This window comes from Bacteroides caccae, from assembly GCF_002222615.2.
GTDB lineage: Bacteria > Bacteroidota > Bacteroidia > Bacteroidales > Bacteroidaceae > Bacteroides > Bacteroides caccae.
Window position 1 is genome coordinate 3,360,829 of the sequence record NZ_CP022412.2, and the last position, 25,926, is coordinate 3,386,754.

Genomic DNA, 25,926 nt, shown 5'->3' on the forward strand with positions numbered 1-25,926 from the left:
GCTTATGAAATTTATATCGTCAACTTAATATTACCAGTCTTTTTCCAAACGCCCACCTTGCAACACTTTCTGTTGTTTCTTCACTTTATCCTGCACATCCTTTTCATCCTGCATCACAGAATTAAGTAATTGTTCTGCATTCTCCTTCGACATTTGATTGTCTTTCTTTTCAGATTTTGGAGGTTGTTGCTGATCTTTCTTTTCATCCTGTTTTTGATCATTCTGTTTGTCTTTATTCTTATCTTGTTGTTGATCTTGCTTCTGTTGCTGGTCTTTGTTTTGATCTTGATTTTGGTCCTGATTCTGCTGTTGATCTTTCAGCATTTTCTGGGCAAGTGCCAAATTATATCGAGTTTCATCGTCAGCTGGATTATTGCGTAACGACATTTTATACGCTTCTACTGCTTTTGCATAATCTTTACCAGCTTGAAAAAGAACCCCCATATTATGATAAATATGAGCCAGTTTCATTTTGTCTTTTTCGATTTTGCCGGCAGCTACATATTGTTCCATAGCATCCTGAAACTTTTGTTGCTGTGAGAGAGTATTCCCCAGATTATACATGGATACTGTCGACTTAGGGTTTACTTCTAAAGCTTTCCGATAATTCACCTCCGCATCTACAAATACGCTGTCATTAAACAAACGGTTTCCTTTACGGATGTAGTCACGCTCTGCTTTCTGTGCCGAGACACTGGCTACCGATAGTAGAAAAATAGTGAATAGAATATATTTACTTCTTAACATATGCATAGCTATTTCTTATTAGAAAATAGGTGAACGTTTTTGAACAAAGGATTTTTACGATCTAGAATTAACAATTCTGCTAACAATAATATTAAAATAATCCATGCAATAGCTTGAAACTGTTCGTTAAACTCTGTATACACTTTCGACTCAACATCTGATTTCGCCATTTTATTCACTTCCTGATTAATAGCTTTCTGAGCAGAGTTAGTATTATCTACTCGTACATAAATACCTTTTCCTTCTTTGGCAATTTCCTGACACATAGCTTCGTTTAAGCGTGTGACAATAACATTCCCTTCACGGTCACGACGATAATCATTTGTACCTTCTATGGGAATAGGTGCACCATCAGGCATACCCACCCCTAATACACTTACTTGAATACCTTTTTCAGCTGCAACTTTAGCAGCTTCTACAGCTCCGCCTTCATGGTTTTCACCATCTGTAATTACAACAATGGCACGTCCCACTCCTTCTTGAGGTGTAAAACTCCGTACAGCCAAATTAATAGCTTCTCCAATAGCCGTACCTTGTTTAGAAATCAATGAAGGACTAATCGACTCCAAAAACATCTTGGCAGAAATATAGTCGCTGGTAATCGGTAACTGTGTAAATGCATCTCCTGCAAATACAATCATACCGATTTTATCATTATCCAGTTCATCAACTAACCTGGAAATTAATCTTTTAGCTTTTTCCAGACGACTTGGCTGTACGTCCTGTGCCAACATCGAATTTGAAATATCCAAAGCAATAATAACTTCTACCCCTTTACGCTTCACTGTTTCCTGTTTGGAGCCAAACTGAGGACGTGCTAATAATACAGAGAACAAGCCGATAACAACAAATATTATCCAAAATTTTATATCCGGACGATATTTGGATACATCAGGCATCAACTGGGCCAGTAAAACCGGATCACCAAAACGTCGAATATTTTTTCTTCTCCTGTAATTGGAATACAAGTAGAAAACTGCTAAAAAAGGTAATAGCAACAATAAATATAAATATGTAGGTTCTTCAAATCGGAACATTTTCTTCTTATTTTACGATTGACAAATAACGATTGACAAACATCCTTATGGAATCTTTTTGAGTATTGAGTTACGCAATAACACTTCTAATAACACACAAAGGAAAGCCGCCAATGCAAACCACTGATATTCTTCGTCCCTCTTACTATACTCCTTTACATTCAGTTTAGTTTTTTCCAGTTTATCAATTTCCTCATATACTTCTTTTAGTTTCGAGTTACTCGTAGCCCTAAAATAGTTACCATCGGTTGTACCTGCAATCTGTGTCAACGTTTTCTCATCAATTTCCACCGGCATATTTACATATTGCACCGTATTTCCAACTGGATAGGGATAAGGTGCCATACCATTCGTCCCCACCCCAATAGTATACACGCGAATACCAAAACTTTTGGCTATCTCAGCAGCCGTCAATGGAGAAATATCCCCTTTGTTATTAGTACCGTCTGTCAATAAAATAATCACCTTAGACTTTGCCTTACTATCTTTCAGTCGGGTTACTGCATTTGCTATTCCCATACCTACTGCTGTACCATCTTCGATAAGGCCACATTTGATATTATGAATCATATCCAATAAAACAGCATGGTCGACAGTAAGCGGACATTGAGTGAAAGTTTCACCTGCAAATAAAGTTATACCGATATTATCGTTAGGGCGGCCGTTAATAAATTCAGCAGCTACATCCTTTGCAGCTTCCAACCGATTCGGCTTTAAATCCTCGGCTAACATACTAGTAGATACGTCAATAGCGAGCATTATATCAATCCCTTCTATTTCGCTATTCTGCCATTTATTAGTCGTTTGCGGACGTGCAAGCACTAGAATAACCAGCACTAAGGCAATAACACGCAATAAGAATGGAACATGCAACAAATAGTTCTTATAGCTTTTAGGTGTATGTGCATATACACGAGCATCCGAAATTTGAAGAGTTGCTTCACTTTTCTTTTGCCTCAGAATATACCATACAATATAAGGTATAAGTAATAATAGCAAAAACAGATATTCAATATTGGCAAAAATCATTTCATTTATGATTTAACAGTTTACTATTTAGTATTCAAGCTATATATACTTTTAAGCAAAAAGATTATATAGCTGCATACCTATATATATAAAGGTACCTATCAATGCGGTTGACAAAATTGCGATTCCGCAAATTAACAATACTTTTGTCCGTAAAGAACGCTTCTCTATAATTGTAATTTCCGTTGGTTGCGGTTTTTGATTTTCTTCTTCAGGTTGCTTCGTTTCATTAATAAAGTCAATAGCATTGATCAGATTGGCATCATTCTCGTTCATTTGCGGATCGTGCTTCGCGAACTTCACTAGATCGGCTGTCTGGAAAAGCTCCTTCAAATCAGAAATAGCTTCTTTATCCTTCATTTCTAATAGCTTGTCAATAATCTCAGATGAAGTCATTTCAAGCGCATTGAAACCAAAACGATCTTTTATATAGGTGCGAAGTGTATCAGTCAATTCTGTGTAATATTCCTTCGGTTGTCCTTTCTGCCATACTTTCTCATTCTTGATACGCTCTATCTCTTTCATTGCAGCCTGATGGGGCGGCAATTTAGGTTCTACCTTTATTTTGCGGATAATAGGTTTGTTATCCCGGATACGAACTATGAGATAAATCAATAGACCAAGTAAAGGCAAAGCCAAGAATGAACAGCCAATTAACCCATACCAGTCTTCCCATGCGAAAGGAGCTTTCATCACGGTTTTCTGTCCAAAAAATTGGTCTGGATGTAATGTGTCAACCGGTATTGAATATACTTTCAATGCCAAAGCTCTTGATCTATACTCTTTGCCATCTACTGTAACAGGCATTGGTGGTAGATAATACAAAGCCGAGTCAAAAGAAGTAACAGTATACTCTTGAGTAATCATCATACGCTGACGATCGTTCAAGAACTGAGTATCCGGCTTGGCAGTTTCTATAATTTCTACCCCTCGTACCAGTGTATCGGTATAAGCGGGAAAAACAGCCCGTTGCTTGGCATCCATAGCTACTTGTAATTGTATTTTCGCTTGTTCACCAATCAGTATCTGCAAAGAATCTATCTTTGCCTCCACTGTTACAGATTGTGCTCCTACTCTATCAATAGACAGTAAACATAACAATGCTATCAGAATAATATTTTTATTCATCTTTGATTTCATTAGTTTCGTTTGGCAAATAAATTCAACAATGCCTTTACGTAATCCTGGTCAGTTCTTACAGATACAGAGTCTACGTTACTTTTAGTAAATGTATCATTCAATTCTGTCTGTTTTTGTATCCACCAGTCGCGATGTGCCCGACGTACAGCTTTGGAAGAAGTATCAATCCATTGCTCATGTCCGGTTTCTGCATCTTTTATCCGCATCAATCCCACCGGAGGAAGATCACTGACTCTCCTATCATAAACCTGTAATGCTACTACATCATGTTTCCGGTTAGCAATAGTCAAAGCATTTTTGAAACTTTCCTGATCGATAAAGTCGGATAAAACAAACGCAGTACAGCGTCTTTTCATAACATTAGTCAGATATTCCAATGCAAGACGTATATTAGTGCGATGACTTTCCGGCTGAAAATCAATCAATTCACGAATAATATATAGAATATGCTTACGTCCCTTCTTGGGAGGAATAAACTTTTCTATCCGGTCTGAAAAGAATATCACACCGATTTTATCATTGTTTTGGATAGCAGAGAAAGCAAGAGTAGCGGCAATTTCCGTTATCATGTCTTTCTTTAATTGCTTGACCGTACCAAATTCTAAACTTCCGGAAACATCGACCATCAACATAACTGTCAGTTCGCGTTCCTCTTCAAACACTTTCACATAAGGTTTGTTGAAGCGCGCCGTCACGTTCCAGTCTATGTCACGTATGTCATCCCCAAATTGATACTCACGAACCTCCGAAAAGGACATTCCTCTACCTTTGAAAGCCGAATGATATTGGCCTGCAAAAATATTGTTAGACAATCCTCGTGTCTTGATTTCAATTTGGCGAACCTTTTTTAGTATTTCACTTGTTTCCATTTATAAAGTAGTTAAGTGGTAAGTAGTTAACTACCAATTAAGGTACTTCAACCTTATTCAAAATCTTACTGATGATTTCGTCCGAAGTCATACTGTTTGCTTCGGCTTCGTATGTCAGTCCAATACGGTGACGGAGCACGTCATGCGCAACAGCACGTACATCCTCTGGAATCACATAACCGCGGCGTTTAATGAAAGCATACGTACGGGCAGCTAAAGCAAGATTGATAGATGCACGAGGCGAACCACCAAATCCGATCATATCTTTCAATTCTTTCAGGTCATATTTTTCCGGGAAACGAGTTGCAAATACAATATCTACGATATAGCGTTCAATCTTTTCGTCCAAATACACCTGACGAACTACTTTTCGTGCTTCGATAATTTCCTCTGCCTTCAGAATTGGCTTTATATTGAACTTTTCTCCATTTATATTCTGGCGAATAATCAACTTTTCTTCCTCTAGTTTTGGATAATCGATAACAACTTTCAGCATAAAACGGTCAACCTGTGCTTCAGGAAGCGGATAAGTACCTTCTTGTTCGATAGGGTTTTGAGTTGCCAATACAAGAAAAGGCTCCGGTAATAAGAAAGTCTCTTTACCAATAGTAACCTGACGTTCTTGCATAGCTTCCAGCAAAGCACTCTGAACCTTGGCAGGAGCACGATTTATTTCATCGGCTAATACAAAGTTTGCGAAAATCGGTCCTTTTTGTACTTTAAACGATTCATCTTTCTGACTGTAAACCATTGTACCGATAACGTCAGCAGGCAATAAGTCGGGGGTAAACTGGATACGGCTATATTTAGCGTCAATCAAAGAAGCAAGAGTTTTAATAGCCAAAGTTTTTGCCAAACCAGGCACACCTTCCAAAAGGACATGGCCATCGGAGAGTAATCCGATAAGCAGTGATTCAACCAAATGTTTCTGACCAACAATGATTTGGTCCATACCTGTCGTAAGATTGGTAACGAAAGCACTTTGTCTTTCAATCCGCTCATTTAGCTCGCGGATATCAATTGATTCAGCCATAAATACTTAATATTTTATTATTTAATTCCCATTAATTTGATGTAAGCCTTGCCTGTGTATAAGGCTTTTTATTTTGCTTCCAAAAGTACGCCATATAATTAACGATTGCAACTAATTTTTATTAAAAAACAATGCGAAATCTTTAGATTAAGGTACTTTCATACGCTTTTGTACATCCATAACACTTCCCCCGACCAGTACAAGTAATGTATAGCCGGGGAGTAGATAGTTATAATTATTCTTTTGTAAGTTCCGGTATTTTGATTGTAGTACCATAAGGCACGTTATTCGGATTTTTAATCACATCCGGATTATGCTTCACTATATATGGCCACATCGCTTTTGTACCATAGAAACGTAAAGAAACTCTTGTTAAAGTTTCACCTTCCTTGATTGTATACTTTGTCTTTGTTCCTGTTATTTTATATGATGCAGAATCAGGATAAGCAGAAACTGAAGGTTGCTGCTGGACAGGCTTACTCTCAGTCTTTGCAGGAGTTAATATTTCTTCTTTTTTTACAATTAACTGTGGCTCAACAACGTTCTTCGGTGTAGTAACAGTTACCTCTACAACAGTATCTTTATGTTCAATAGTATCGGAAAGCTGCGCTTCAGTTCGAACAGGTTGAGTTGTTACAGGCGGCATATCGAGGGTATTCTTGTCAGATGAAGAAGAAAACAGGTCCGGATAATAGATAAATAAAATCACACCTCCACATAGTAACAATACTATGACGATTACAGCTATCAAATAAGGAACAGGAGATTTCTCCTTTTTAACAACCTCTTTTTTAGATATCGGGCTAACAGTAGTTTGTACAGAAGCTTTAGTCGGCTTTGTAATTTCCGACTGTGGTGATACAATTGGAATTTCGGGCTTTAGATTTGCTTTCAGAAGTTCTTGTTCAATAATCTGCTCTGCCGTAATTCTTTCTTTCTCTTTTACTGGTTGTTCTGGCTGTTGTTGTTCAACCATAAGTGATTCTTCAACCACTACTTTTTCTTCAATAGACTGTTCCGTTATTCGTTCCTCCTGAACCGTATCCACTTCTTCGGAAGAATCTTGTTCAGCAATCTGACTTTCATTTTCTACTATAGGATTAGAAGTATTCTCTTGACTTTCCTCCTTTTTATTATAATCTTCTATTGTTGAAGCAAGAATTTCCTCACCTACTTCTTCCTCTTCCACTTCTTCTACCGGAGTATCTTCCAATACTGTGTTTTCATTCAACACAACAGTCTCGAAATGTGCAAAAGGTTTATTAATTGTATCTCTCAAATTCGCGTCCGGAGAAAATGAAACCTTTGTATGCCCTTTTATCTGGAAACGTTCACCTGTGTTAACATTGACACTTTCCCGGCTATCTACATCGATAAGTTTGAAAGTTCCCAATCCTTTGATTTTTACAGTCTTCTCGTTTTCCAAGGCTTGTTCAATCAAGAGAAAAAACTCTTTTACGAACACCTCGGCATCCTTCTTGGTCATGCTATGTTTAGCAGCCAACAAGTCAGTAAGGTCTTGAATTGTTAGTCTTTCATTCATAACGGGAAATATTTATTTAAACTTATCTTTCAATGTATTGCTAGGTTTATAAGATAACACCAATTTGGGAGGAACCAACATACGTTGTTTACTTGCCGGATTAATTGAAATACGTTCCGCTTTCTTTTTTACTTCAAAAGAACCGAATCCTTGTACTGCAATCACGTTGCCTTCTTCCAGTTCTTGTACCATATCAGACAGTAAAGAACCTATTAATTCGGCAGTATCCTTAATGGTGTACCCCAGTCTTTCAGCTAGTTCAGATGTAAATTCCTTATTATTCATAGTCATTTATTATCTTTGCATATAAATCAAAATCGTCTGCATCTACTACTTCTACTTGATAAAACTTTCCGATCTCAAGCTCTTTTTCAGAACAATTAATCAATACTTCCGGATCTACTTCCGGCGAATCAAATTCAGTTCTTCCGATATAATAATCGCCTTCTAACCGATCAATGATAATTTTCATCTGTTTACCGACTTTTTCTGCACTCAACTCTGCCGATATGCCCTGCTGAATATCCATTAATTCATCAAGTCGGGCTTGTTTCACTTTTTGCGGAATAGAATCTTCATAAGTTTCTGCAGCATAAGTACCTTCTTCTTCCGAATAAGCAAAAGCTCCCATTCTATCGAAGCGTACTTTACGGACAAACTCCTTTAACTCTTCAAAGTCTTCCTCTGTTTCTCCAGGATGTCCTACCATTAAAGTTGTTCGCAGGTGAATACCAGGAACTTCTTTACGGAATTGTTCAATCAGTCTGTAAGTATCCTCCTTTGTCACTTGCCGACGCATCAGCTTCAACATATTGTCACTGATATGTTGCAAAGCTATATCCATATACTTGCAAACATTGCCACGTTCACGCATTACACGAAACAAGTCAATCGGGAAATGTGCCGGATACGCATAATGCAGACGAATCCATTCTACTCCTGGTATTTCCGAAATACGTTCAATCAATTCCGGAAGCATTTGTTTCTTATACAAATCAACTCCGTAATAAGTTAGCTCCTGTGCTATAACCTGAAACTCTTTCACGCCTTGCGACACCAGATACCGGACTTCATCCAAGATTTCTTCTATCGGTTTAGATATATGACGTCCTGTAATAATCGGGATAGCACAATACGAACATTTACGATCACATCCTTCCGATATTTTCAGATAAGCATAATGCTGCGGAGTGGTCAGCGTCCGTTCAATATACAACTCCTCATGATAGCTTTTCCCCAAATCATGCAAAAGTTCCTTCCAGTTGAATTTACCATAGAATTTATCTACTTGTGGTATTTCAATAGCCAGCTCCCTGAGATAACGTTCAGAGAGACACCCCATTACGAAAAGTTTCTTTAAGTCACCTTCTTCCTTTCTTTTGGCAAACTCCAGAATCATATTGATAGATTCTTCTTTGGCATCGCCGATGAAACCGCATGTATTGATGACTGCAATTTCCCCTTGTGGAGTTTCAGTATCATGAGTCACGCTATATCCTACTTCTTCCAGTTGACGCATCAACTGCTCAGAGTCCACCAAATTTTTAGAGCATCCCAAAGTGATTATATCTATTCTCTTTCTTTTCATGCATTTTCTCCAAACAAGGAATCAACAAATTCGTTTTTGCGGAATACTTGTAAATCCTCCATTCCTTCACCCAAACCGATGTATTTAACAGGAATCTTAAATTGGTCGGAAATACCAATTACAACACCGCCTTTAGCAGTCCCATCAAGTTTAGTGATAGCCATAGCGGTAACCTCCGTTGCCAGAGTAAACTGCTTGGCTTGTTCAAAAGCATTCTGTCCTGTAGAGCCGTCCAATACAAGTAATACTTCATCCGGTGCATCAGGCACTACTTTCTTCATTACATTTTTAATTTTGGTCAGCTCGTTCATCAGGCCGACTTTATTGTGCAAGCGTCCGGCTGTATCAATAATAACGATGTCAGCATTGTTGGCAACAGCAGAGCTAAGGGTGTCATAAGCTACCGATGCAGGATCAGCACCCATTTTCTGTTTAACGACAGGCACCCCTACCCGCTCTCCCCAAATCATCAGCTGTTCTACAGCAGCCGCACGGAATGTATCAGCGGCTCCCAAGTAAACAGATTTACCAGCTTTCTTGAATTGATAAGCCAGTTTGCCGATAGTTGTAGTCTTTCCCACTCCATTGACCCCTACTACCATAATCACATAAGGCTTTCTTTCGATCGGAACATCAAAATCAGCTACATCATCCGAGTTATTCTCGGTCAACAAAGCGGCTATTTCGTCACGTAATATATGATTCAATTCCTGAGTATTCACATATTTATCCGCAGCGGCACGTTTTTCGATGCGCTTAATAATATTCAAAGTCGTCTCTACGCCTACATCCGACGTAATCAACACTTCTTCCAGATTATCCAACACTTCGTCATCTACCTTTGACTTACCAGCCACGGCACGAGCGATTTTACTAAACACGCTCTCTTTGGTTTTAGATAACCCCTTATCTAAAGTTTCCTTCTTCTCCTTTGAAAAAAAACTAAAAAATCCCATATTGACAGTTGTTTGTATAATACATAATGCTACAAAGATATAACAAAGGATTGAAAAGTAAAAAAAAGAAGCAATAAAAAATCCCCTCATTGTTTGTCAATGAGAGGATTTTGTATTTATAGCGCGTATGCTATTTCAATTATTTTTTGAAAAAGTCTTGTACTTTTTCATTCGGAACCATTTGCTCATCAAAAACGTATGCTCCAGTCTTAGGAGATTTTACCATTTTGATAACCTTAGTATAAGCACGACCTTCTTTAGAGCCTTCGTGCAAACTTGCTACTGTTTTCTTTGCCATGGGTTATACTTCTTTATTATTTAATTTCCTTGTGTACTGTTACTCTTTTCAGAATTGGGTTGTATTTTTTCAACTCAAGTCTTTCTGTAGTATTCTTTCTGTTCTTAGTTGTGATATAACGAGATGTTCCCGGCATTCCACTGTCTTTGTGTTCTGTACATTCCAGAATCACCTGCACTCTGTTACCTTTTGCTTTCTTTGCCATTGTAAGTTTTCTCCTCTACGTTTAGCCGATTACTTTAATGCTTTTCCAATCACAATAACCTTTAGCCACAGCTTCAGTCAGCGCAGCATCCAGTCCTTTTTTGTTAATAATACGCAACCCGTTAGCGCAAATGCTAAGGCTGATCCAACAATCTTGTTCTACATAGTAGAACTTTTTATTAAACAAGTTCAAATCAAAGGTTCTTTTAGTTCTTCTCTTTGAGTGTGAAACATTGTTGCCAATCATGGCTTTCTTTCCGGTAATTTGACAAATCTTCGACATTTCTATCTTATTTTTATAGTTTTATATCTATACTTCTTTCAAACAGGACGCAAAGTAAGCACTTTTATCCGTATAAAACAAGAAATTCCTAAAATAATTCACTTCTGAATACCAATTTTCCCTTATTTGAGTAAATCCCGTAAAATTAATAACGCATTATTGCCGGCTCTTTCAATATTCATGGATCTTCCGCGATTTGTTTCCTGCTTGTAAGTACGAATTTCGTTTTTATAACCAGCAGCTATCCAAACTGTCCCTACCGGTTTTTCAGGAGTTCCTCCTCCGGGACCGGCTATGCCTGAAGTTGCCACAGCACAGTCGGTTTTCAATGCTTTCATCGCACCTTTTACCATTTCAATCACAGTTTCTTCACTAACAGCTCCATGCCGTTCCAAAGTTTCGGGAGAAACGTACAAGAGATTCATCTTTACTTCATTGGAATAAGCCACTATACTTCCATTAAAATATTCCGAACTTCCGGCAATAGATGTTAATCGTGCGGCAATACTTCCTCCAGTACAACTTTCTGCAGTGGAAACGGTTATTTTCTTCTTTTTCAGCAATTCGCCGATAATAACTTCCAAAGGAGTATCTTCCTCACAGAAGATATCTTCACCCAAAATCTTCTCTAATTTAGCTTTTTCGCTATCTAGAAGCGCCCGCACTTCTTTTTTATCTTGTCCGCGTCCGGTCAATCGCAGGCGGATTATTCCAAGTTTTGGTAAATAGGCCAGTTTGATGCTTTCCGGCAGTGCAGTTTCCCATAGTTCCAGTTTTTCAGCCAATACAGACTCTGGATAGTGTTGTACAAGAAATGTTTGATGCATAATCACATCCGTTTGAAATTTCTCATGCAACTTGGGCAATATGGATTCCGTCATCACAACTTTCATCTCCTGCGGAACTCCCGGCATTGAAACGAGAACTCTGTCGTTTCTTTCAAACCAACTAACAGAAGCACTCCCTACCGGATTATTTATAACGGTACAGCCCTCGGGAACCATTGCCTGCCCTTTATTTAAGGCATTCATGGGGATTTTCCCGGCCAACACCCGTTTTATGTTTTCAAAAACCTCTTCACTAAATACCAGTCTAGTATGGAAATACTTACATAGCGTTTGTTTTGTTATATCATCTTTAGTAGGACCTAGTCCCCCGGTCACTAAAACAATATTCACCCTTTTCATCGCATTATCGATCGCTTCAAGAATCTCATCTTCCCGGTCACGGATTGAAACAATACGAAGAACCTCAATGCCTATCTTATTTAATTTCTGTCCTATCCAGGCAGAATTAGTGTCGACAACCTGCCCTATCAGCAGTTCGTCACCAATGGTTATTATTTCAGCAAACATACTTTCCTTATTTTATCCTATATATTAAGATATATTTTTAGTCTTACGGACAAGGAGCCTATTTTCAATAAGGAAATTATTCTAATGTAACGCGAGAATAGGCCGGAAGATCAATAGAGCAAAAATCCCTATCCAAATATTTAAAATATCCGGTAATAGCGATCATTGCTGCATTGTCGGTAGTATAGCTGAATTTTGGAATAAAGATATCCCAGTCATATTTTTCGGCATGTTCCCGAAAAGCATTACGTAATCCGTTATTCGCAGAAACTCCTCCTGCTACGGCTACTTCCTTGATTTTGTATTCTTTTGCAGCTTTACGCAATTTATCCATTAGAATATCTACAACTGTTGCTTCCAATGATGCAGCCAAATCCACTTTATGATGTTCTATAAAATCAGGGTCCTCTTTCAGCCAGTCACGTAATGAATAGAGGAATGAAGTTTTTAATCCGCTAAAGCTATAATCCAGCCCCGGAATATGCGGTTTGCTGAATGTGAATGCTTTCGGGTTTCCCTGGCGTGCCAGTTTATCAATAATCGGTCCACCCGGATAACCGAGCCCCATTACTTTGGAGCACTTGTCAATAGCTTCACCTGCAGCATCATCAATCGTCTGCCCCAAAATCTCCATATCGTTATAGGCTTTCACTAATATAATTTGTGAATTTCCTCCAGATACTAATAGACATAAGAAAGGAAAATTGGGTTGTCTATTTTCCTCACCTTCTGCTTTAATAAAATGAGCTAAAACATGTCCATTCAGATGATTAACATCAATCAATGGAATATTTAAGGAACGAGCGAATCCTTTAGCGAAAGAGACACCGACGAGCAATGAACCCATTAATCCCGGACCACGTGTAAAAGCTACCGCACTCAATTCTTCTTTAGTGACTCCAGCACGTTTCAGCGCTTCATGTACTACCGGTACGATATTTTGTTGATGCGCCCGTGAAGCCAGCTCGGGTACTACTCCACCGTATGCTTCATGTACGGCTTGGCTCGATACCACGTTCGACAGCAGATAACCATCTTTGATAACAGCTGCCGACGTATCATCACAAGAGGACTCAATTCCTAATATTATTACACTCATAAGTAATTAAACTATTAAAACGGTGCAAAAGTAATCATAAAACTACGATTCATAACGAACTATTTTATATTTTTGTTCGCAAAATAAAAATAATCGCTTATCAGAACGCTGAAAAAGACTGTACGCTGGGTAGTTGGTATTGTACTGGGAGTATATATCGGAACTATTGTTTTGCTGAATATACCAAGTGTTCAGCAAGTCATGAGTGTATTTGTAGCCGAGGAGCTCTCCGACTTATTGAATACACGGGTGACAATTGGCCGGATAAATATAGGATTGTTGAACCGTATCATCATTGACGATGTATTGCTTGACGACCAAGACGAGCAGGAAATGCTCAAAGTGACTCGTTTGTCTGCCAAATTTGATATCATGCCTTTTTTTAAAGGTAAGATATCCATTAGCAGTGTCCAGTTATTCGGTTTCAATATCAATCTTCAAAAAAAGACACCAGACTCTCCACCTAATTTTAAATTCGTATTAGATGCATTTGCTTCCAATGATACGGTGAAGAAAGACAACTCATTGGATTTGCGTATTAATTCTATCCTGATTCGTCGTGGGCGAATGGCTTATCATGTACTTTCAGAAGAAGAAACACCCGGGAAGTTTAATGCCAAACACGTCCAGCTTCAGAATATTATAGCTAATATTTCATTGAAAGCCTTGAGTAAAGATTCAATAAATCTGGGAATTAAGCGGTTGAGCCTTGATGAAAAAGTATCCGGTTTCTCTTTGAAGAAGATGAGTCTGAAGCTAGTTGCCAATAGCAGGCAGACAAGCATTGACAATTTTGCTATCGAATTGCCCGAAACATCTCTGAAACTGGATACAATTCATTTGATATATGATAGTTTGAAAGCCTTTGACCGTTTTACGGAACAGGTTCGTTTTTCTTTCCGTACGTTGCCGTCACAAATCACTTTAAAAGATATTTCTCCTTTTCTTCCGGCGCTATCGCACTTCAAAGAGCCGATATCGTTGGATATGGAAGTAAAAGGTACTGTCAATCAATTGACCTGTTCGCATCTGGAAATAACAGCCGACAATCGTCAGTTCCGCCTTAAAGGAGATGTGGCACTTCAGGACTTGTCGCATCCGCAAGACGCTTATGTGTTTGGAACCCTATCCGAACTTACTGCTACTACTCGTGGCGTAGGATTTTTAGTCCGCAATTTGAGTCATGATTATAATGGAGTGCCTCCAGTACTGGAACGCTTGGGAAATGTCAGTTTCCGGGGAGAGGTTTCCGGCTATTTCACAGATATAGTAACTTATGGCCAATTGCATACTGATTTGGGCGGTGTCAATATGGACTTGAAATTGAGTTCTGATAAAAGTAAGGGATTGTTTGCTTATTCCGGTGCCGTTAAAACAACCGACTATAAGTTAGGTAAATTATTGGCTAACGAGCAACTGGGAGAAATCACATTCAACTTAGATGTACATGGGCGCCATGTAACCGACCGACTCCCTGTTGTTGAATTGAAAGGGCTGATAGCTTCCGTAGATTATAGTAGATATAGATATGAGAATATTACACTGGACGGAGAATATAAGCAAGGAGGATTTAATGGCAAAGTAGCACTGGATGATCCGAATGGCTCTATTTATCTGAATGGAGATGTGAATGTTTCCTCCAGAATTCCTACATTTAATTTTCAAGCTATTATCAATAAATTGCGGCCGCATGACCTGAATCTCACCTCCAAGTATCCGGATACGGAATTCTCTTTGAAACTAAGAGCCAACTTCACGGGAGGCTCAGTTGACGAAATGATTGGAGAAATCAATGTGGATAGCCTCGAATTTATGTCACCAGAGAAACAATACTTCATGAACAACATGAATATCCGGGCCAGCAAACAGAATAACGAGAATCAGTTGAGATTGACTTCAGAGTTTCTGACAGCAAGTGTGGAAGGAAAGTTCCAGTATCACACATTGCCTGCCAGCATTCTGAATATTATGCGGAAATATGTCCCGTCATTAATATTACCTCCCAAAAAGCCAATTGAAACACACAATAATTTCCAATTCGATATACATATATATAATACAGATATTCTATCCACGATTTTTGATATTCCGCTGACGGTATATACTCATTCCACTTTGAAAGGATACTTTAATGATCCCTTGCAGCGTTTGCGTGTGGAAGGATACTTCCCCCGTCTTCAATATAAGAACAACTTTATTGAGTCGGGCATGATTTTGTGCGAGAATCCATCAGATCATATTCGTGCGCGGGTGCGCCTGACCAATCTGAAGAAGAAAGGAGCAGTCAACCTTTCTTTGGATGCGCAAGCTAAAGACGACAATATCAGTACGACATTGAATTGGGGAAATAGTGCTGCGGTGACATATAGCGGGCAATTGGCCGCTGTGGCAAAGTTCTTGCGTACCGAAGGAGAGAAGCCTTTATTAAAAGCAATGGTAGAGGTGAAACCGACGGATATTATTCTGAATGATACCCTTTGGCAGATACATCCTTCACAGGTAGTAGTGGATTCCGGCAAGGTAGACGTGAACAACTTCTATTTTAGCCACCAGGATCGTTATGTACGTATAAACGGACGTCTTTCGGACAATCCGCAAGATAGTGTAAAGGTTGATTTAAAGGATATCAACATGGGATATGTGTTTGATATTGCAAGTATTTCCGATGATGTAAATTTTGAAGGAGATGCTACAGGAACTGCCTATGCAAGTGGTGTTTTCAAAAAACCTGTGATGAATACGCGTTTATTTATAAAAAATTTCTCTCTTAATCAAGGACGTTTGGGCGATTTGAACATATATGGCGAATGGGATAATGAAAATAGAGGAATCCGACTGGATGCATCTATCAAAGATATTTCTACGACCCCGTCACGTGTCACCGGCATCATTCATCCGCTAAAACCGGAAAGTGGGCTTGACTTAAATATCGAAGCAAATGAACTGAATCTGAAGTTTCTGGAACATTATATGAAGTCTATTGCAAATGATATAAAAGGACGGGCAACGGGTAAAGTACACTTCTACGGGAAATTTAAAGGATTGAATCTCGATGGCGCAGTCATGACGGATGCTTCCATGAATTTTGATATTTTGAATACTCATTTTGCTATAAAGGATACCATTCTTTTAGCTCCTACCGGATTGACGTTCAACAATATACATATTTCTGATATGGAAGGCCATTCGGGAAGAATGAACGGTTATCTGCATTTCCAGCATTTTAAGAACTTAAATTATCGTTTTGAGATACAAGCAAACAACATGCTTGTAATGAATACAAAAGAATCGACGGACATGCCTTTCTATGGCACGGTGTATGGTACCGGAAATGCATTGCTTACCGGAAATGCCATACAGGGACTAGATGTTAATGTCGCCATGACGACCAATCGAAATAGCATCTTTACTTATATTAATGGTAGTGTTGCATCAGCTACGAGTAACCAGTTTATCAAGTTTGTAGACAAAACTCCCCGCCGCACTATTCAGGATTCTATTCAAATAATTTCTTATTATGAACAATTGCAACAAAAACGTCAGGAAGCTGAGGAAGAGCAAAAGACGGATATACGATTGAATATTCTTGTAGATGCGACGCCAGATGCAACAATGAAGATTATCATGGATCCTGTTGCCGGAGATTATATCAGTGGCAAGGGTACAGGAAATATACGAACAGAATTTTACAATAAAGGGGATGTGAAGATGTTCGGTAGCTACCAAATTAATCAGGGAGTATATAAATTCAGTTTGCAGGAAGTGATCCGTAAAGACTTTGTTATCAAGAACGGAAGTACGATTACCTTTAACGGTGCCCCTCTGGATGCAAACTTAGACATTCAGGCTTCCTACACGGTAAATTCAGCATCTCTGAATGACCTGATACCGGAAGAATCTTCGTCAATCATACAACAACCCAATGTTAAGGTGAACTGTATCATGAATTTGAGCGGGATATTGGTACGACCTACTATTAAATTAGGTATTGAGCTTCCGAACGAACGGGATGAAGTACAAACATTGGTACGTAATTATATTAGTACGGAAGAACAGATGAATATGCAAATCCTTTATCTATTGGGTATTGGTAAGTTCTACACGGAGGATGCACGTAATAATCAAAATTCAAACGTGATGTCTTCGGTACTTTCTTCCACCCTCTCCGGTCAATTGAATAACGCCTTGTCGCAAGTCTTTGAAACGAATAACTGGAATATTGGAACAAATCTAAGCACAGGCGATAAAGGCTGGACAGATATGGAAGTGGAAGGCATCTTGTCCGGTCAGTTACTGAATAACCGGTTACTTATTAACGGAAACTTTGGTTATCGGGATAATCCAATGGCAAACACGAATTTTGTGGGCGACTTTGAAGCAGAATGGCTGATAAACCGTTCGGGAGACATTCGTTTGAAAGCTTACAATGAAACGAACGACCGATATTATACAAAGACAAATCTGACTACACAAGGTGTAGGTATTATGTACAAGAAAGATTTCAATAAATGGAGTGACCTGTTCTTTTGGAATAAGTGGAAGCTACGTAATAAACGAAAACAGGAAGAAAAGTCCAAACAGCAGACAGACAGTATCGGAAATGCCAATACAGCAAAGTCTGTATTAAAAAGGCAACATGAGCAGTGATAAAACGCAGATGCCTTGAAAATAAGAGTTTCTTTATAGGGAAACTCTTATTTTCAAGGCATGAAACCCATAAAAAATAATCGCATGATTGACTCTACCTAAAACTATAAATGAATAGTTCGTTACCGTTCCATAATAAGATTATTGTACAATTATTAGTCAAGTATTTGTCCGTCAGCTCTTATTTTCACATCTATCTCACTATTTTCTATGTCAATCAAGTAGTATGTAGCACCCGTTGCTTCTTCAACATATTCAGTGTCGTCGTCATCAACTCGTCCAGGATATGTAGCATGAATCGTATTTTTTACAGGATCAGGCAATGTGTTGAAATGTACCTCCCATGAAGTTAAAACCCACTTACCTTCTTGAGTAAACCATGCAGATGCTTCATGTCCGTCATAGAAATCTGCTACGTAATATCCGTACTTGTTTTCCCATTCTACGTTTGTGGCATTCGGATATTTAGCCGAAAATGTACTTTGCAATTCAACAGGAACAGCTATTGATTCATCATCATTATTATCGCAACTATGTAAGCTCCATGCAACACCTAATACCAATAAAAAGGTAAAAATCTTTCGTTTCATCATTAGTTCTAATTTTTTAAGGTTTAGTTATCAATATCGATCAAATTGAATTTCAGATCGAACTTTAATTCCACACGATTGGAAAGTTGCACTTCATATTCCTTTTTATCGCGTTCAATTTTCAGCACTCTAGTATCAGGATAATTAGTTGTCACATATTTCTGAATAGTTGTGGGGATAATAGCTGTGGGAACAGAAGTATATTTGCAATTCACCTCCTCCCAGTTTCCATTCTTGCCAAACTCCACTTTATTGCCATTCGTGAAAATCACTTCATAACTTTTATAGAAGAAATCACTTTCCATTTTTGCCAAAGCAACTTTACTATCGGCAAAATGCTGTTTGATGAACTGTTGAGCCGGTTGTGGCATTTGAGTAACCTGGATTGGTTTGTCATCGTCTGCACGTGCTACTGTTTGCAAAGTAAACAAACATACTAATAAGAATACTAACTTTTTCATAATCGTTGTTTTTTTAATTGGTTTTACTGTTATCATTTAATTTATACTGCAAAGATGAGGGGAAAATCTGAAAAGATTTGGGAATTTTGAGAATTTCCGAAAAAATAAATCTCATAAAAATATAGTGACGCTATGCCCTCAACATAGTGTCACCATATCTATGGAATATCGTCACTATCGAATGGAAATAACGTCACTATATATTTCATCACAGAATTAGATTCTTTATGATTCTTTTAAAACTACTAATAAACACATCGTTTATTTTTGCAAACACAAATTTGACAGTATTCATATTAAATAACCATAAGAACTTTTTTATGACTATGAGAACAAATTGTTTTTTATTAGTAGCTATTCTATTGGGATTAATTCCCTTGAACTACACACACGCAAACGACTCAATTCCTAAAAGCGTGATTCTGTACACTCCCTACACCAAAATTTCTGTATCACCGGGAGCGTCAATTGATTACAGTATTGACCTCATTAACAATACGGATGAATTGACAAATGCAAACCTTTCTGTTAGCGGATTGGGCAGCAGTTGGAAACACGAAATGAAATCCGGCGGTTGGAGCCTTAGTCAATTGTCCGTACTTCCCAAAGAAAAAAAGACTTTTAATCTGAAAGTCGATGTTCCATTGAAGGTAAATAAAGGAAACTATCATTTTGTAGTGTATGCCGGAAATGCTAAACTTCCTTTGGATATTGTAGTTGCTCAACAAGGTACTTACCAGACTGAATTTACTACCGACCAGCCCAATATGGAAGGTAACTCCAAGTCAACCTTTACCTTCAGTACCACTTTAAAGAACCAGACTGCCGACCAACAGTTGTATGCTTTAATGGCTAATGCACCAAGAGGATGGAATGTTATTTTTAAACCTAACTACAAGCAAGCTACCTCTGCACAAGTGGAACCCAACAGTAGCCAGAATGTAAGCATAGATATTACTCCTCCTGCCAATGTAGAAGCCGGAAGCTATAAAATCCCGGTACGTGCTGCTACGGGAACTACTTCGGCTGAACTTGAATTGGAAGTAGTTGTGACCGGTTCTTTTCAAATGGAACTAACTACTCCGAGAGGATTACTAAGCACCGATATCACTGCCGGAGACGTGAAGCGAATTGAAGTGGAAGTAAAAAATACAGGTTCATCATTGTTGAAAGATATCCAGTTATCTGCCAGCAAACCAGCTGATTGGGAAGTAACTTTCGAACCAACAAAAATTGATGCATTAAAAGCCGGCGAAACATCGACGGTAACCGCTATATTAAAAGCTTCTAAAAAAGCACTCCCAGGTGACTATGTGACTACCATTATGGCAAAAACTCCTGAAGTAAACGCTGATGCGCAATTCAGAATCGCAGTAAAAACTCCGATGATATGGGGGTGGGTAGGCGTTTTGATTATTGCGGCTGCTATCGGTGTAGTTTACTATCTGTTCCGTAAATATGGAAGGAGGTAAATTATGGGCGAACAAGTGATCGTACTTACCGATCTGACCAAACAATACGGTAATTTTACTGCTGTGGATCATATTCGCCTGCATATTCAAAAAGGAGAAATATTCGGATTACTGGGTCCGAACGGTGCCGGAAAATCAACTACCATTTTAATGATGTTAGGGTTGACAGAACCGACATCGGGTTCCGTTGAGATTTGCGGCATCAATTCGACTACACACCCTATCGAAGTAAAAAGAAAAATCGGCTATTTGCCCGAAGATGTAGGATTTTATGATGATATGACAGGACTGGAAAATCTGATATACACAGCACGCTTGAATGGTATTCCTGATAAGGAAGCGAGAGAAAAGGCCATGGAGTTAATGAAACGTACAGGATTGGAAGATCAACTGAAAAAGAAAGCAGGAAAATATTCACGCGGGATGCGACAACGGTTGGGACTTGCGGATGTACTTATCAAGAATCCGGAAATTATTATTCTGGATGAACCGACTTCGGGTATTGATCCTGCTGGTGTTCAGGAATTTATCGAACTGATCCGTTGGCTAAGTAAGGAGAAGGGATTGACCGTGCTCTTTTCCTCTCATCACCTGGATCAGGTACAAAAAGTATGCGACCGGGTCGGATTATTTAGTAATGGGAAAATACTCGCACTGATTGATATGACAGAACTGAAAGATAAGAAACAGGAACTGTCTGATATCTATAATCATTATTTTGAGGAAGGAGGAGAACAACATGAATGAAGTCAATCATCCTTTTTGGGTTATCGTCAATAAAGAAATATCCGATCATGTCAAAAGTTGGCGTTTTATTATTTTGATCGGTATTATTGCACTGACCTGTATGGGTTCTCTATACACTGCCCTTACTAATATTGGCGCAACAATAAAACCGAATGATCCGGATGGTTCGTTTCTGTTTTTGAAATTATTTACAGCCTCGGACGGAACTCTCCCCTCTTTTACGTTGTTTATCAACTTTTTGGGACCTCTATTAGGTATTGCTCTAGGATTTGATGCCGTCAATTCAGAGCAAAATAAGGGGACATTAAGCCGTATGTTATCTCAGCCTATTCATCGTGATTGCATAATTAATGCGAAGTTTATGGCTGCTTTGATAGTAATAGGTGTTATGCTATTCGTACTCGGTTTTCTGGTAATGGGATTCGGACTGATTGCAATCGGTATTCCTCCTACGGCTGAGGAATTTTGGAGAATTGTATTCTTCATTATAACAAGTATTTTCTATGTTGCTTTTTGGTTGAATTTGGCAATCCTATTTTCATTGCGTTTTCGCCAGGCAGCTACATCAGCGTTGGCATCTGTGGCAGTGTGGTTGTTTTTCAGCGTATTCTACACAATGATTGTAAATCTGGTGGCAAAAGGATTGAGCCCTTCACAAATGGCGTCGCCTTATCAGATCATCAGTTATCAAAAATTCATTCTCGGATTAATGCGTCTGGCACCTAGCGAGTTATTTAATGAAGCTACTACGACGCTGTTAATGCCTTCTGTAAGAAGTCTAGGACCACTTACAATGGAACAAGTTCAGGGAGTTATTCCAAGCCCACTTCCATTAGGACAAAGTCTTCTGGTAGTATGGCCACAACTCACGGGATTAATTGCAGCAACAGTTATCTGTTTTGCTATCTCTTATATTATGTTTATGAGAAGAGAAATTCGATCCCGATAGAGATTCGCACCACAAAATCCACAAAGGACACGGAGAAATAGTTTGAACGATCAGTTTATAATAACCGATAAATATCTTGTTCACTCTCACTCCGTGTCCTTTGTGTTCTCTGTGACGAAAACGATCATTTCAAAATCTCGAAACAATGCTCCTCTTGTTCGAAGTAATAACGTATATTCAAATGTTGTAGACGACAAATTGAATCGGCTATTGCCAACCCTAGTCCGGTAGAACCCTCTTTTTTACTTCCTTGATAGAAACGTTCAAAAATATGTTCTTCATCTAATGGATGTCCTGACCCGGAATTTCGGAAAGTAATGCTGTTTTTTGTAATAATAATCTGTATACGTCCTCCGTCCATATTATGCACGAATGCATTCTTCAAGAGATTAGTTAATAGAGCAACTGCCAAAGACTCGTTCATTACAATATGAAAACGATCCTGCTCAGTGATATTTACTTCTATGTTGCGGTAATCATAGACCTCTTTATAGTCTTCCAAATATTGCTTGAGAAGTGTGTTCAGTTCCAAATCTTTGGTATCAGTAAACTGTCCATTGTCAATCTTAGTAAGCAATAATAAAGATTTATTCAGTTTGGTTATATATTCCAATGTCTGATGCGTTTTCATTAGTTCTCCAAGTTGATTTTCCGACAATGAATCATCATCCATTAACATTTCCAACCGATTACGGCAAATGGCAAGTGGTGTTTGTATCTCATGCGAAGCATTTCCGATAAATTGTTTCTGTTGTTCGAACATTTGTTCCGTCCGTTCGGCATATCGGACAGCTGCATCATTTAGTTTCCGGAATTCTGTGATTTGGGTATCATTGTTCAATGCTTCGTTTTTCTTTCCCGTCTGATAACTGTCCAACCAATGAAGAAGTACATATAATGGACGCATATTTCGATAGAATACCCATACAGATATGATTATGATGCAGAGTAACAGGGCTACATATAAAAAGATAATCCATACTTGAATAGCATCTTTCAAATCATCCTTCTCGATACTGGGAGTAGATACAGTCAGTTCATAATAACGTCCTTCGTCATTTTTAAAGATAGTGGTCAGGATACGCGCCGGCTCTGTTTCCCCTTTTTCTACGATATAGACCATAGAATCTTTATATTGGATATCATTGCGGTTTCCAGCATATTCTTTAGTTACTTCAGTAAGATAATACTGATTATTTGAACCGTTGTTTTCAGAAGGAAGCTCCTCTCCTGCCAATGCCCGAATGATAATTGTCTCCGAGTAGTCTTCAAGTGAATCATCGACTTCATCATTTACTTCATCAATCATTGTAACATAAAAAAATACGGCCCAAATTGTCAGGATAAGTGTCAGGGCTAAAGTGATGCGAAGAATGATGTAATATATTAATTTCATGGATGACTCCTATTGTTTCTGTTCTTCTACTATCATTTTGTAACCGAATCCGTAAACTGCTTTAATTTCAAGATCTGCTCCTGCATCCTTCAGCTTTTTACGAAGATTTTTGATTTGGGCATAAATAAAATCGAAGTTATCTACTTGATCGATATGATCTCCCCATACAGACTCTGCCAATGTATTTTTATTAACCAAGTGTCCAGGGCGATTTATGAAGTATAATAAGATATCATACTCCTTTCTATTTAATTCCAGTTCCTGATTATTGACAAAAACACGATATTTATCCGGCTCTATCCGTACATTTCCCTGACGGATATCAATTTCTCCGTCATGCTGATTGCGGCGAATTACACTTTTTATCCGGGCATTTAATTCAGCTAGATGAAACGGCTTCGGCAAATAATCATCTGCACCTAATTCTAATCCCAAGACCTTATCTTCCAAAGAATCTTTGGCAGAAATTATAATCACATTTTCCCGTTTATGCAAGGCTTTCAACCGTTCTAGAAGGTCAAGACCACTTCCGTCCGGTAACATAATATCCAATAAGATACAATCATAGTCATAGTCTTCAATTTTGCGTAAAGCAGAGTTGAAGTCACCTGCTGCTTCTACAACATAACGTTCTTTCTCCAGTGAACGTTGAATTAGTTCCCTTAAAGAGGGCTCATCTTCTACAATTAATATCTTCATAAAATCTTCTCCTTTCTTTCTTACATGATACAAAGAAAGAGGATATTTCTGAAAAAAAACTGAAATGGATAAAAAAAGAGTCCGAAATTTAATCTGAAACTTCGGACTCTTGTATGAGAAAGTAATATCTTTATTAAATAAATAGACCTTTCTTTCAACTGTTTAACCGCACAGTTTAATAAGAGCGTGCAAATATAACACGGCAAGCAGACGGTTTGCCTGTTACCATACATTTGCCCGGTTCTTTATCTCCCGGAACGAACGACTCGAATGGAATACAACGGATAGTTGCCTTCGTTTCTTCTTTGATTTTTTCTTCTGTTTCAGTCGTTCCGTCCCAATGAGCCAAGATAAAACCACCTTCCTCTATCTTTTCCTTGAATTCTTCGTATGTGTCTACTACTGTAATTTTAGAATTACGATAATCCAATGCTTTCTTGTAGATATTAGCCTGAATTTCTTCGAGCAGGTTCTGAACATAAGCTTCAATGCCCTCGCAAGTGATAGTTTCTTTTTCAAGTGTATCGCGACGCATTACCTCCATTGTATTGTTTTCAAGATCACGTCCACCCATAACCAGACGAACAGGTACACCTTTCAATTCATAATCTGCAAATTTGAAGCCTGGACGTTTATTATCTGCATTATCATACTTAACAGAAATACCTAATGCTTTCAACTTGGTAACAATACCCGCTACTTTGGCATCAATTTGTTTCAGTTGCTCATCGTTCTTGTAAATAGGAATAATAACTACTTGAATCGGAGCCAGATGCGGAGGTAATACCAGTCCATTGTCATCTGAATGAGTCATAATCAGGGCACCCATTAAGCGGGTAGAAACACCCCATGAAGTAGCCCATACATATTCCAATTTATTCTCTTTGTTCACGAACTGAACGTCGAAAGCCTTGGCAAAATTCTGTCCCAGAAAATGAGAAGTACCACTTTGCAGTGCTTTTCCGTCCTGCATCATAGCTTCGATAGTGTAAGTGTCAAGCGCACCGGCAAAACGCTCGTTGGCAGACTTTACACCTTTCACAACCGGAACAGCCATATATTTCTCTGCAAATTCACCATATACATTCAGCATTCTTACTGCTTCTTCTTCAGCTTCTTCGCGAGTAGCATGGGCAGTATGTCCTTCTTGCCACAAGAATTCAGCAGTACGCAAGAACAGACGAGTACGCATTTCCCAACGGAAAACGTTCGCCCACTGATTGCAAAGAATAGGCAGGTCACGATAAGATTGAATCCAGTTTTTATAAGTATTCCAGATAATTGTTTCTGATGTCGGACGAATAATCAATTCTTCTTCCAATTTTGCGGCTGGGTCTACTACTACCCCCGAACCGTCTTCTGCATTTTTCAGACGATAATGTGTCACTACGGCACATTCTTTTGCGAAACCTTCCACGTGTTCAGCTTCACGGCTCAGGAATGATTTCGGAATTAATAATGGGAAATATGCGTTTACGTGACCTGTTTCTTTAAACATATCGTCCAGTTGACGTTGCATTTTCTCCCAAATAGCGTATCCGTAAGGCTTAATCACCATACATCCGCGTACGGCAGATTGTTCTGCCAAATCAGCTTTTACCACCAAATCGTTATACCATTGCGAGTAATTCTCGCTACGTTTGGTAAGGTCTTTCAGTTCTTTTGCCATTATATTTTTTTATTTAAAGTACTCATAAGTGTCAAAACAGGGTGCAAAAATACGAAAAATGCATGAACTGCCCTATTCTTCATGCATTATTTTCATAGTAGAAAGAGACTTTGCC

General features: G+C 38.5%; 24 protein-coding genes. 4 read left to right on the plus strand and 20 right to left on the minus strand.

The features are described from left to right. Positions 1-30: 30 nt before the first annotated feature. The 15 genes from CGC64_RS13795 to tsaD all read right to left on the minus strand — a co-directional run bounded on the left by CGC64_RS13795 (position 31) and on the right by tsaD (position 13,181). Complete coding sequence (locus CGC64_RS13795; RefSeq protein ID WP_171028041.1) at positions 31-747, minus strand: tetratricopeptide repeat protein; 717 nt, start codon at positions 745-747, stop codon at positions 31-33. A gap of 8 nt (positions 748-755) precedes the next feature. Continuing rightward, positions 756-1,784: a VWA domain-containing protein gene (locus tag CGC64_RS13800; RefSeq protein ID WP_005675805.1), complete on the minus strand. Its 1,029-nt coding sequence runs from the start codon at positions 1,782-1,784 to the stop codon at positions 756-758. A gap of 45 nt (positions 1,785-1,829) precedes the next feature. Next, entirely contained in the window at positions 1,830-2,813 is a 984-nt protein-coding gene (locus CGC64_RS13805) for a vWA domain-containing protein (RefSeq protein WP_005675803.1), read from the minus strand. A gap of 51 nt (positions 2,814-2,864) precedes the next feature. After that, positions 2,865-3,953, minus strand: a complete 1,089-nt coding sequence (locus tag CGC64_RS13810; protein ID WP_005675802.1) for a BatD family protein — start codon at positions 3,951-3,953, stop codon at positions 2,865-2,867. After that, positions 3,953-4,822: a DUF58 domain-containing protein gene (locus tag CGC64_RS13815; RefSeq protein WP_005675801.1), complete on the minus strand. Its 870-nt coding sequence runs from the start codon at positions 4,820-4,822 to the stop codon at positions 3,953-3,955. Before CGC64_RS13815 ends, CGC64_RS13810 begins: the two co-directional genes overlap by 1 nt. 37 nt (positions 4,823-4,859) lie before the next feature. Continuing rightward, a complete protein-coding gene (locus tag CGC64_RS13820; RefSeq protein ID WP_005675800.1) occupies positions 4,860-5,855 on the minus strand; it encodes an AAA family ATPase in 996 nt (331 codons plus the stop codon). Between the two features lie 235 nt (positions 5,856-6,090). Continuing rightward, on the minus strand, positions 6,091-7,398 hold the full coding sequence (locus tag CGC64_RS13825) for an HU family DNA-binding protein (protein WP_005675799.1): 1,308 nt from the start codon (positions 7,396-7,398) through the stop codon (positions 6,091-6,093). Positions 7,399-7,410: 12 nt separating this feature from the next. Beyond that, positions 7,411-7,683, minus strand: coding sequence for an HU family DNA-binding protein (locus tag CGC64_RS13830; protein WP_005681160.1), 273 nt, complete (start codon positions 7,681-7,683; stop codon positions 7,411-7,413). After that, positions 7,676-8,986 (minus strand): 30S ribosomal protein S12 methylthiotransferase RimO, encoded by a 1,311-nt coding sequence (gene rimO, locus CGC64_RS13835; protein ID WP_005675797.1) that lies wholly within the window; start codon positions 8,984-8,986, stop codon positions 7,676-7,678. The genes CGC64_RS13830 and rimO overlap by 8 nt, the downstream gene beginning before the upstream one ends. Continuing rightward, positions 8,983-9,942 carry a signal recognition particle-docking protein FtsY gene (ftsY, locus tag CGC64_RS13840; RefSeq protein ID WP_005675796.1) on the minus strand — a complete coding sequence of 320 codons (960 nt, stop codon included), beginning with the start codon at positions 9,940-9,942 and terminating at the stop codon, positions 8,983-8,985. Before ftsY ends, rimO begins: the two co-directional genes overlap by 4 nt. A 139-nt stretch (positions 9,943-10,081) precedes the next feature. Next, complete coding sequence (locus CGC64_RS13845; RefSeq protein ID WP_004295982.1) at positions 10,082-10,240, minus strand: DUF4295 domain-containing protein; 159 nt, start codon at positions 10,238-10,240, stop codon at positions 10,082-10,084. Positions 10,241-10,256: 16 nt separating this feature from the next. Next, entirely contained in the window at positions 10,257-10,445 is a 189-nt protein-coding gene (rpmG, locus tag CGC64_RS13850; protein WP_002560155.1) for a 50S ribosomal protein L33, read from the minus strand. A 21-nt stretch (positions 10,446-10,466) separates the two neighbouring features. Continuing rightward, positions 10,467-10,727 (minus strand): 50S ribosomal protein L28, encoded by a 261-nt coding sequence (gene rpmB / locus CGC64_RS13855; RefSeq protein ID WP_004295983.1) that lies wholly within the window; start codon positions 10,725-10,727, stop codon positions 10,467-10,469. Positions 10,728-10,849: 122 nt separating this feature from the next. Beyond that, the gene (locus CGC64_RS13860; protein WP_005675792.1) at positions 10,850-12,082 is read right to left on the minus strand and encodes a competence/damage-inducible protein A; all 1,233 of its coding nucleotides are present in this window, start codon (positions 12,080-12,082) and stop codon (positions 10,850-10,852) included. 76 nt (positions 12,083-12,158) lie between these two features. After that, the gene (gene tsaD / locus CGC64_RS13865) at positions 12,159-13,181 is read right to left on the minus strand and encodes a tRNA (adenosine(37)-N6)-threonylcarbamoyltransferase complex transferase subunit TsaD (RefSeq protein WP_005675791.1); all 1,023 of its coding nucleotides are present in this window, start codon (positions 13,179-13,181) and stop codon (positions 12,159-12,161) included. Positions 13,182-13,382: 201 nt separating this feature from the next. Between tsaD and CGC64_RS13870 the strand changes: the two genes are divergently transcribed. Next, positions 13,383-17,828 (plus strand): translocation/assembly module TamB domain-containing protein, encoded by a 4,446-nt coding sequence (locus CGC64_RS13870; RefSeq protein WP_005675790.1) that lies wholly within the window; start codon positions 13,383-13,385, stop codon positions 17,826-17,828. A 155-nt stretch (positions 17,829-17,983) separates the two neighbouring features. On the opposite strand, the gene CGC64_RS13875 is transcribed toward CGC64_RS13870, so the two are convergent. Further along, complete coding sequence (locus CGC64_RS13875; protein WP_005675789.1) at positions 17,984-18,421, minus strand: PepSY-like domain-containing protein; 438 nt, start codon at positions 18,419-18,421, stop codon at positions 17,984-17,986. A 20-nt stretch (positions 18,422-18,441) separates the two neighbouring features. Next, on the minus strand, positions 18,442-18,879 hold the full coding sequence (locus CGC64_RS13880) for a PepSY-like domain-containing protein (protein ID WP_005681163.1): 438 nt from the start codon (positions 18,877-18,879) through the stop codon (positions 18,442-18,444). A 320-nt stretch (positions 18,880-19,199) separates the two neighbouring features. Between CGC64_RS13880 and CGC64_RS13885 the strand changes: the two genes are divergently transcribed. The 3 genes from CGC64_RS13885 to CGC64_RS13895 are packed head-to-tail and all read left to right on the plus strand — an operon-like array spanning position 19,200 to position 22,047. Continuing rightward, on the plus strand, positions 19,200-20,351 hold the full coding sequence (locus CGC64_RS13885; protein WP_032854964.1) for a COG1470 family protein: 1,152 nt from the start codon (positions 19,200-19,202) through the stop codon (positions 20,349-20,351). A gap of 3 nt (positions 20,352-20,354) precedes the next feature. Then, positions 20,355-21,098: an ABC transporter ATP-binding protein gene (locus tag CGC64_RS13890; RefSeq protein WP_005675786.1), complete on the plus strand. Its 744-nt coding sequence runs from the start codon at positions 20,355-20,357 to the stop codon at positions 21,096-21,098. Next, positions 21,091-22,047 (plus strand): ABC transporter permease, encoded by a 957-nt coding sequence (locus tag CGC64_RS13895; protein WP_005675785.1) that lies wholly within the window; start codon positions 21,091-21,093, stop codon positions 22,045-22,047. Before CGC64_RS13890 ends, CGC64_RS13895 begins: the two co-directional genes overlap by 8 nt. Before the next feature lie 124 nt (positions 22,048-22,171). Here CGC64_RS13895 and CGC64_RS13900 read toward each other — a convergent pair whose 3' ends face one another. From CGC64_RS13900 to proS, 3 genes are all read right to left on the minus strand, one after another. Continuing rightward, on the minus strand, positions 22,172-23,443 hold the full coding sequence (locus CGC64_RS13900; protein ID WP_005675783.1) for a sensor histidine kinase: 1,272 nt from the start codon (positions 23,441-23,443) through the stop codon (positions 22,172-22,174). A 9-nt stretch (positions 23,444-23,452) separates the two neighbouring features. Continuing rightward, positions 23,453-24,142 (minus strand): response regulator transcription factor, encoded by a 690-nt coding sequence (locus tag CGC64_RS13905; RefSeq protein ID WP_005675781.1) that lies wholly within the window; start codon positions 24,140-24,142, stop codon positions 23,453-23,455. A gap of 175 nt (positions 24,143-24,317) precedes the next feature. Continuing rightward, complete coding sequence (gene proS / locus CGC64_RS13910) at positions 24,318-25,811, minus strand: proline--tRNA ligase (protein WP_005675780.1); 1,494 nt, start codon at positions 25,809-25,811, stop codon at positions 24,318-24,320. Positions 25,812-25,926: the final 115 nt, after the last annotated feature.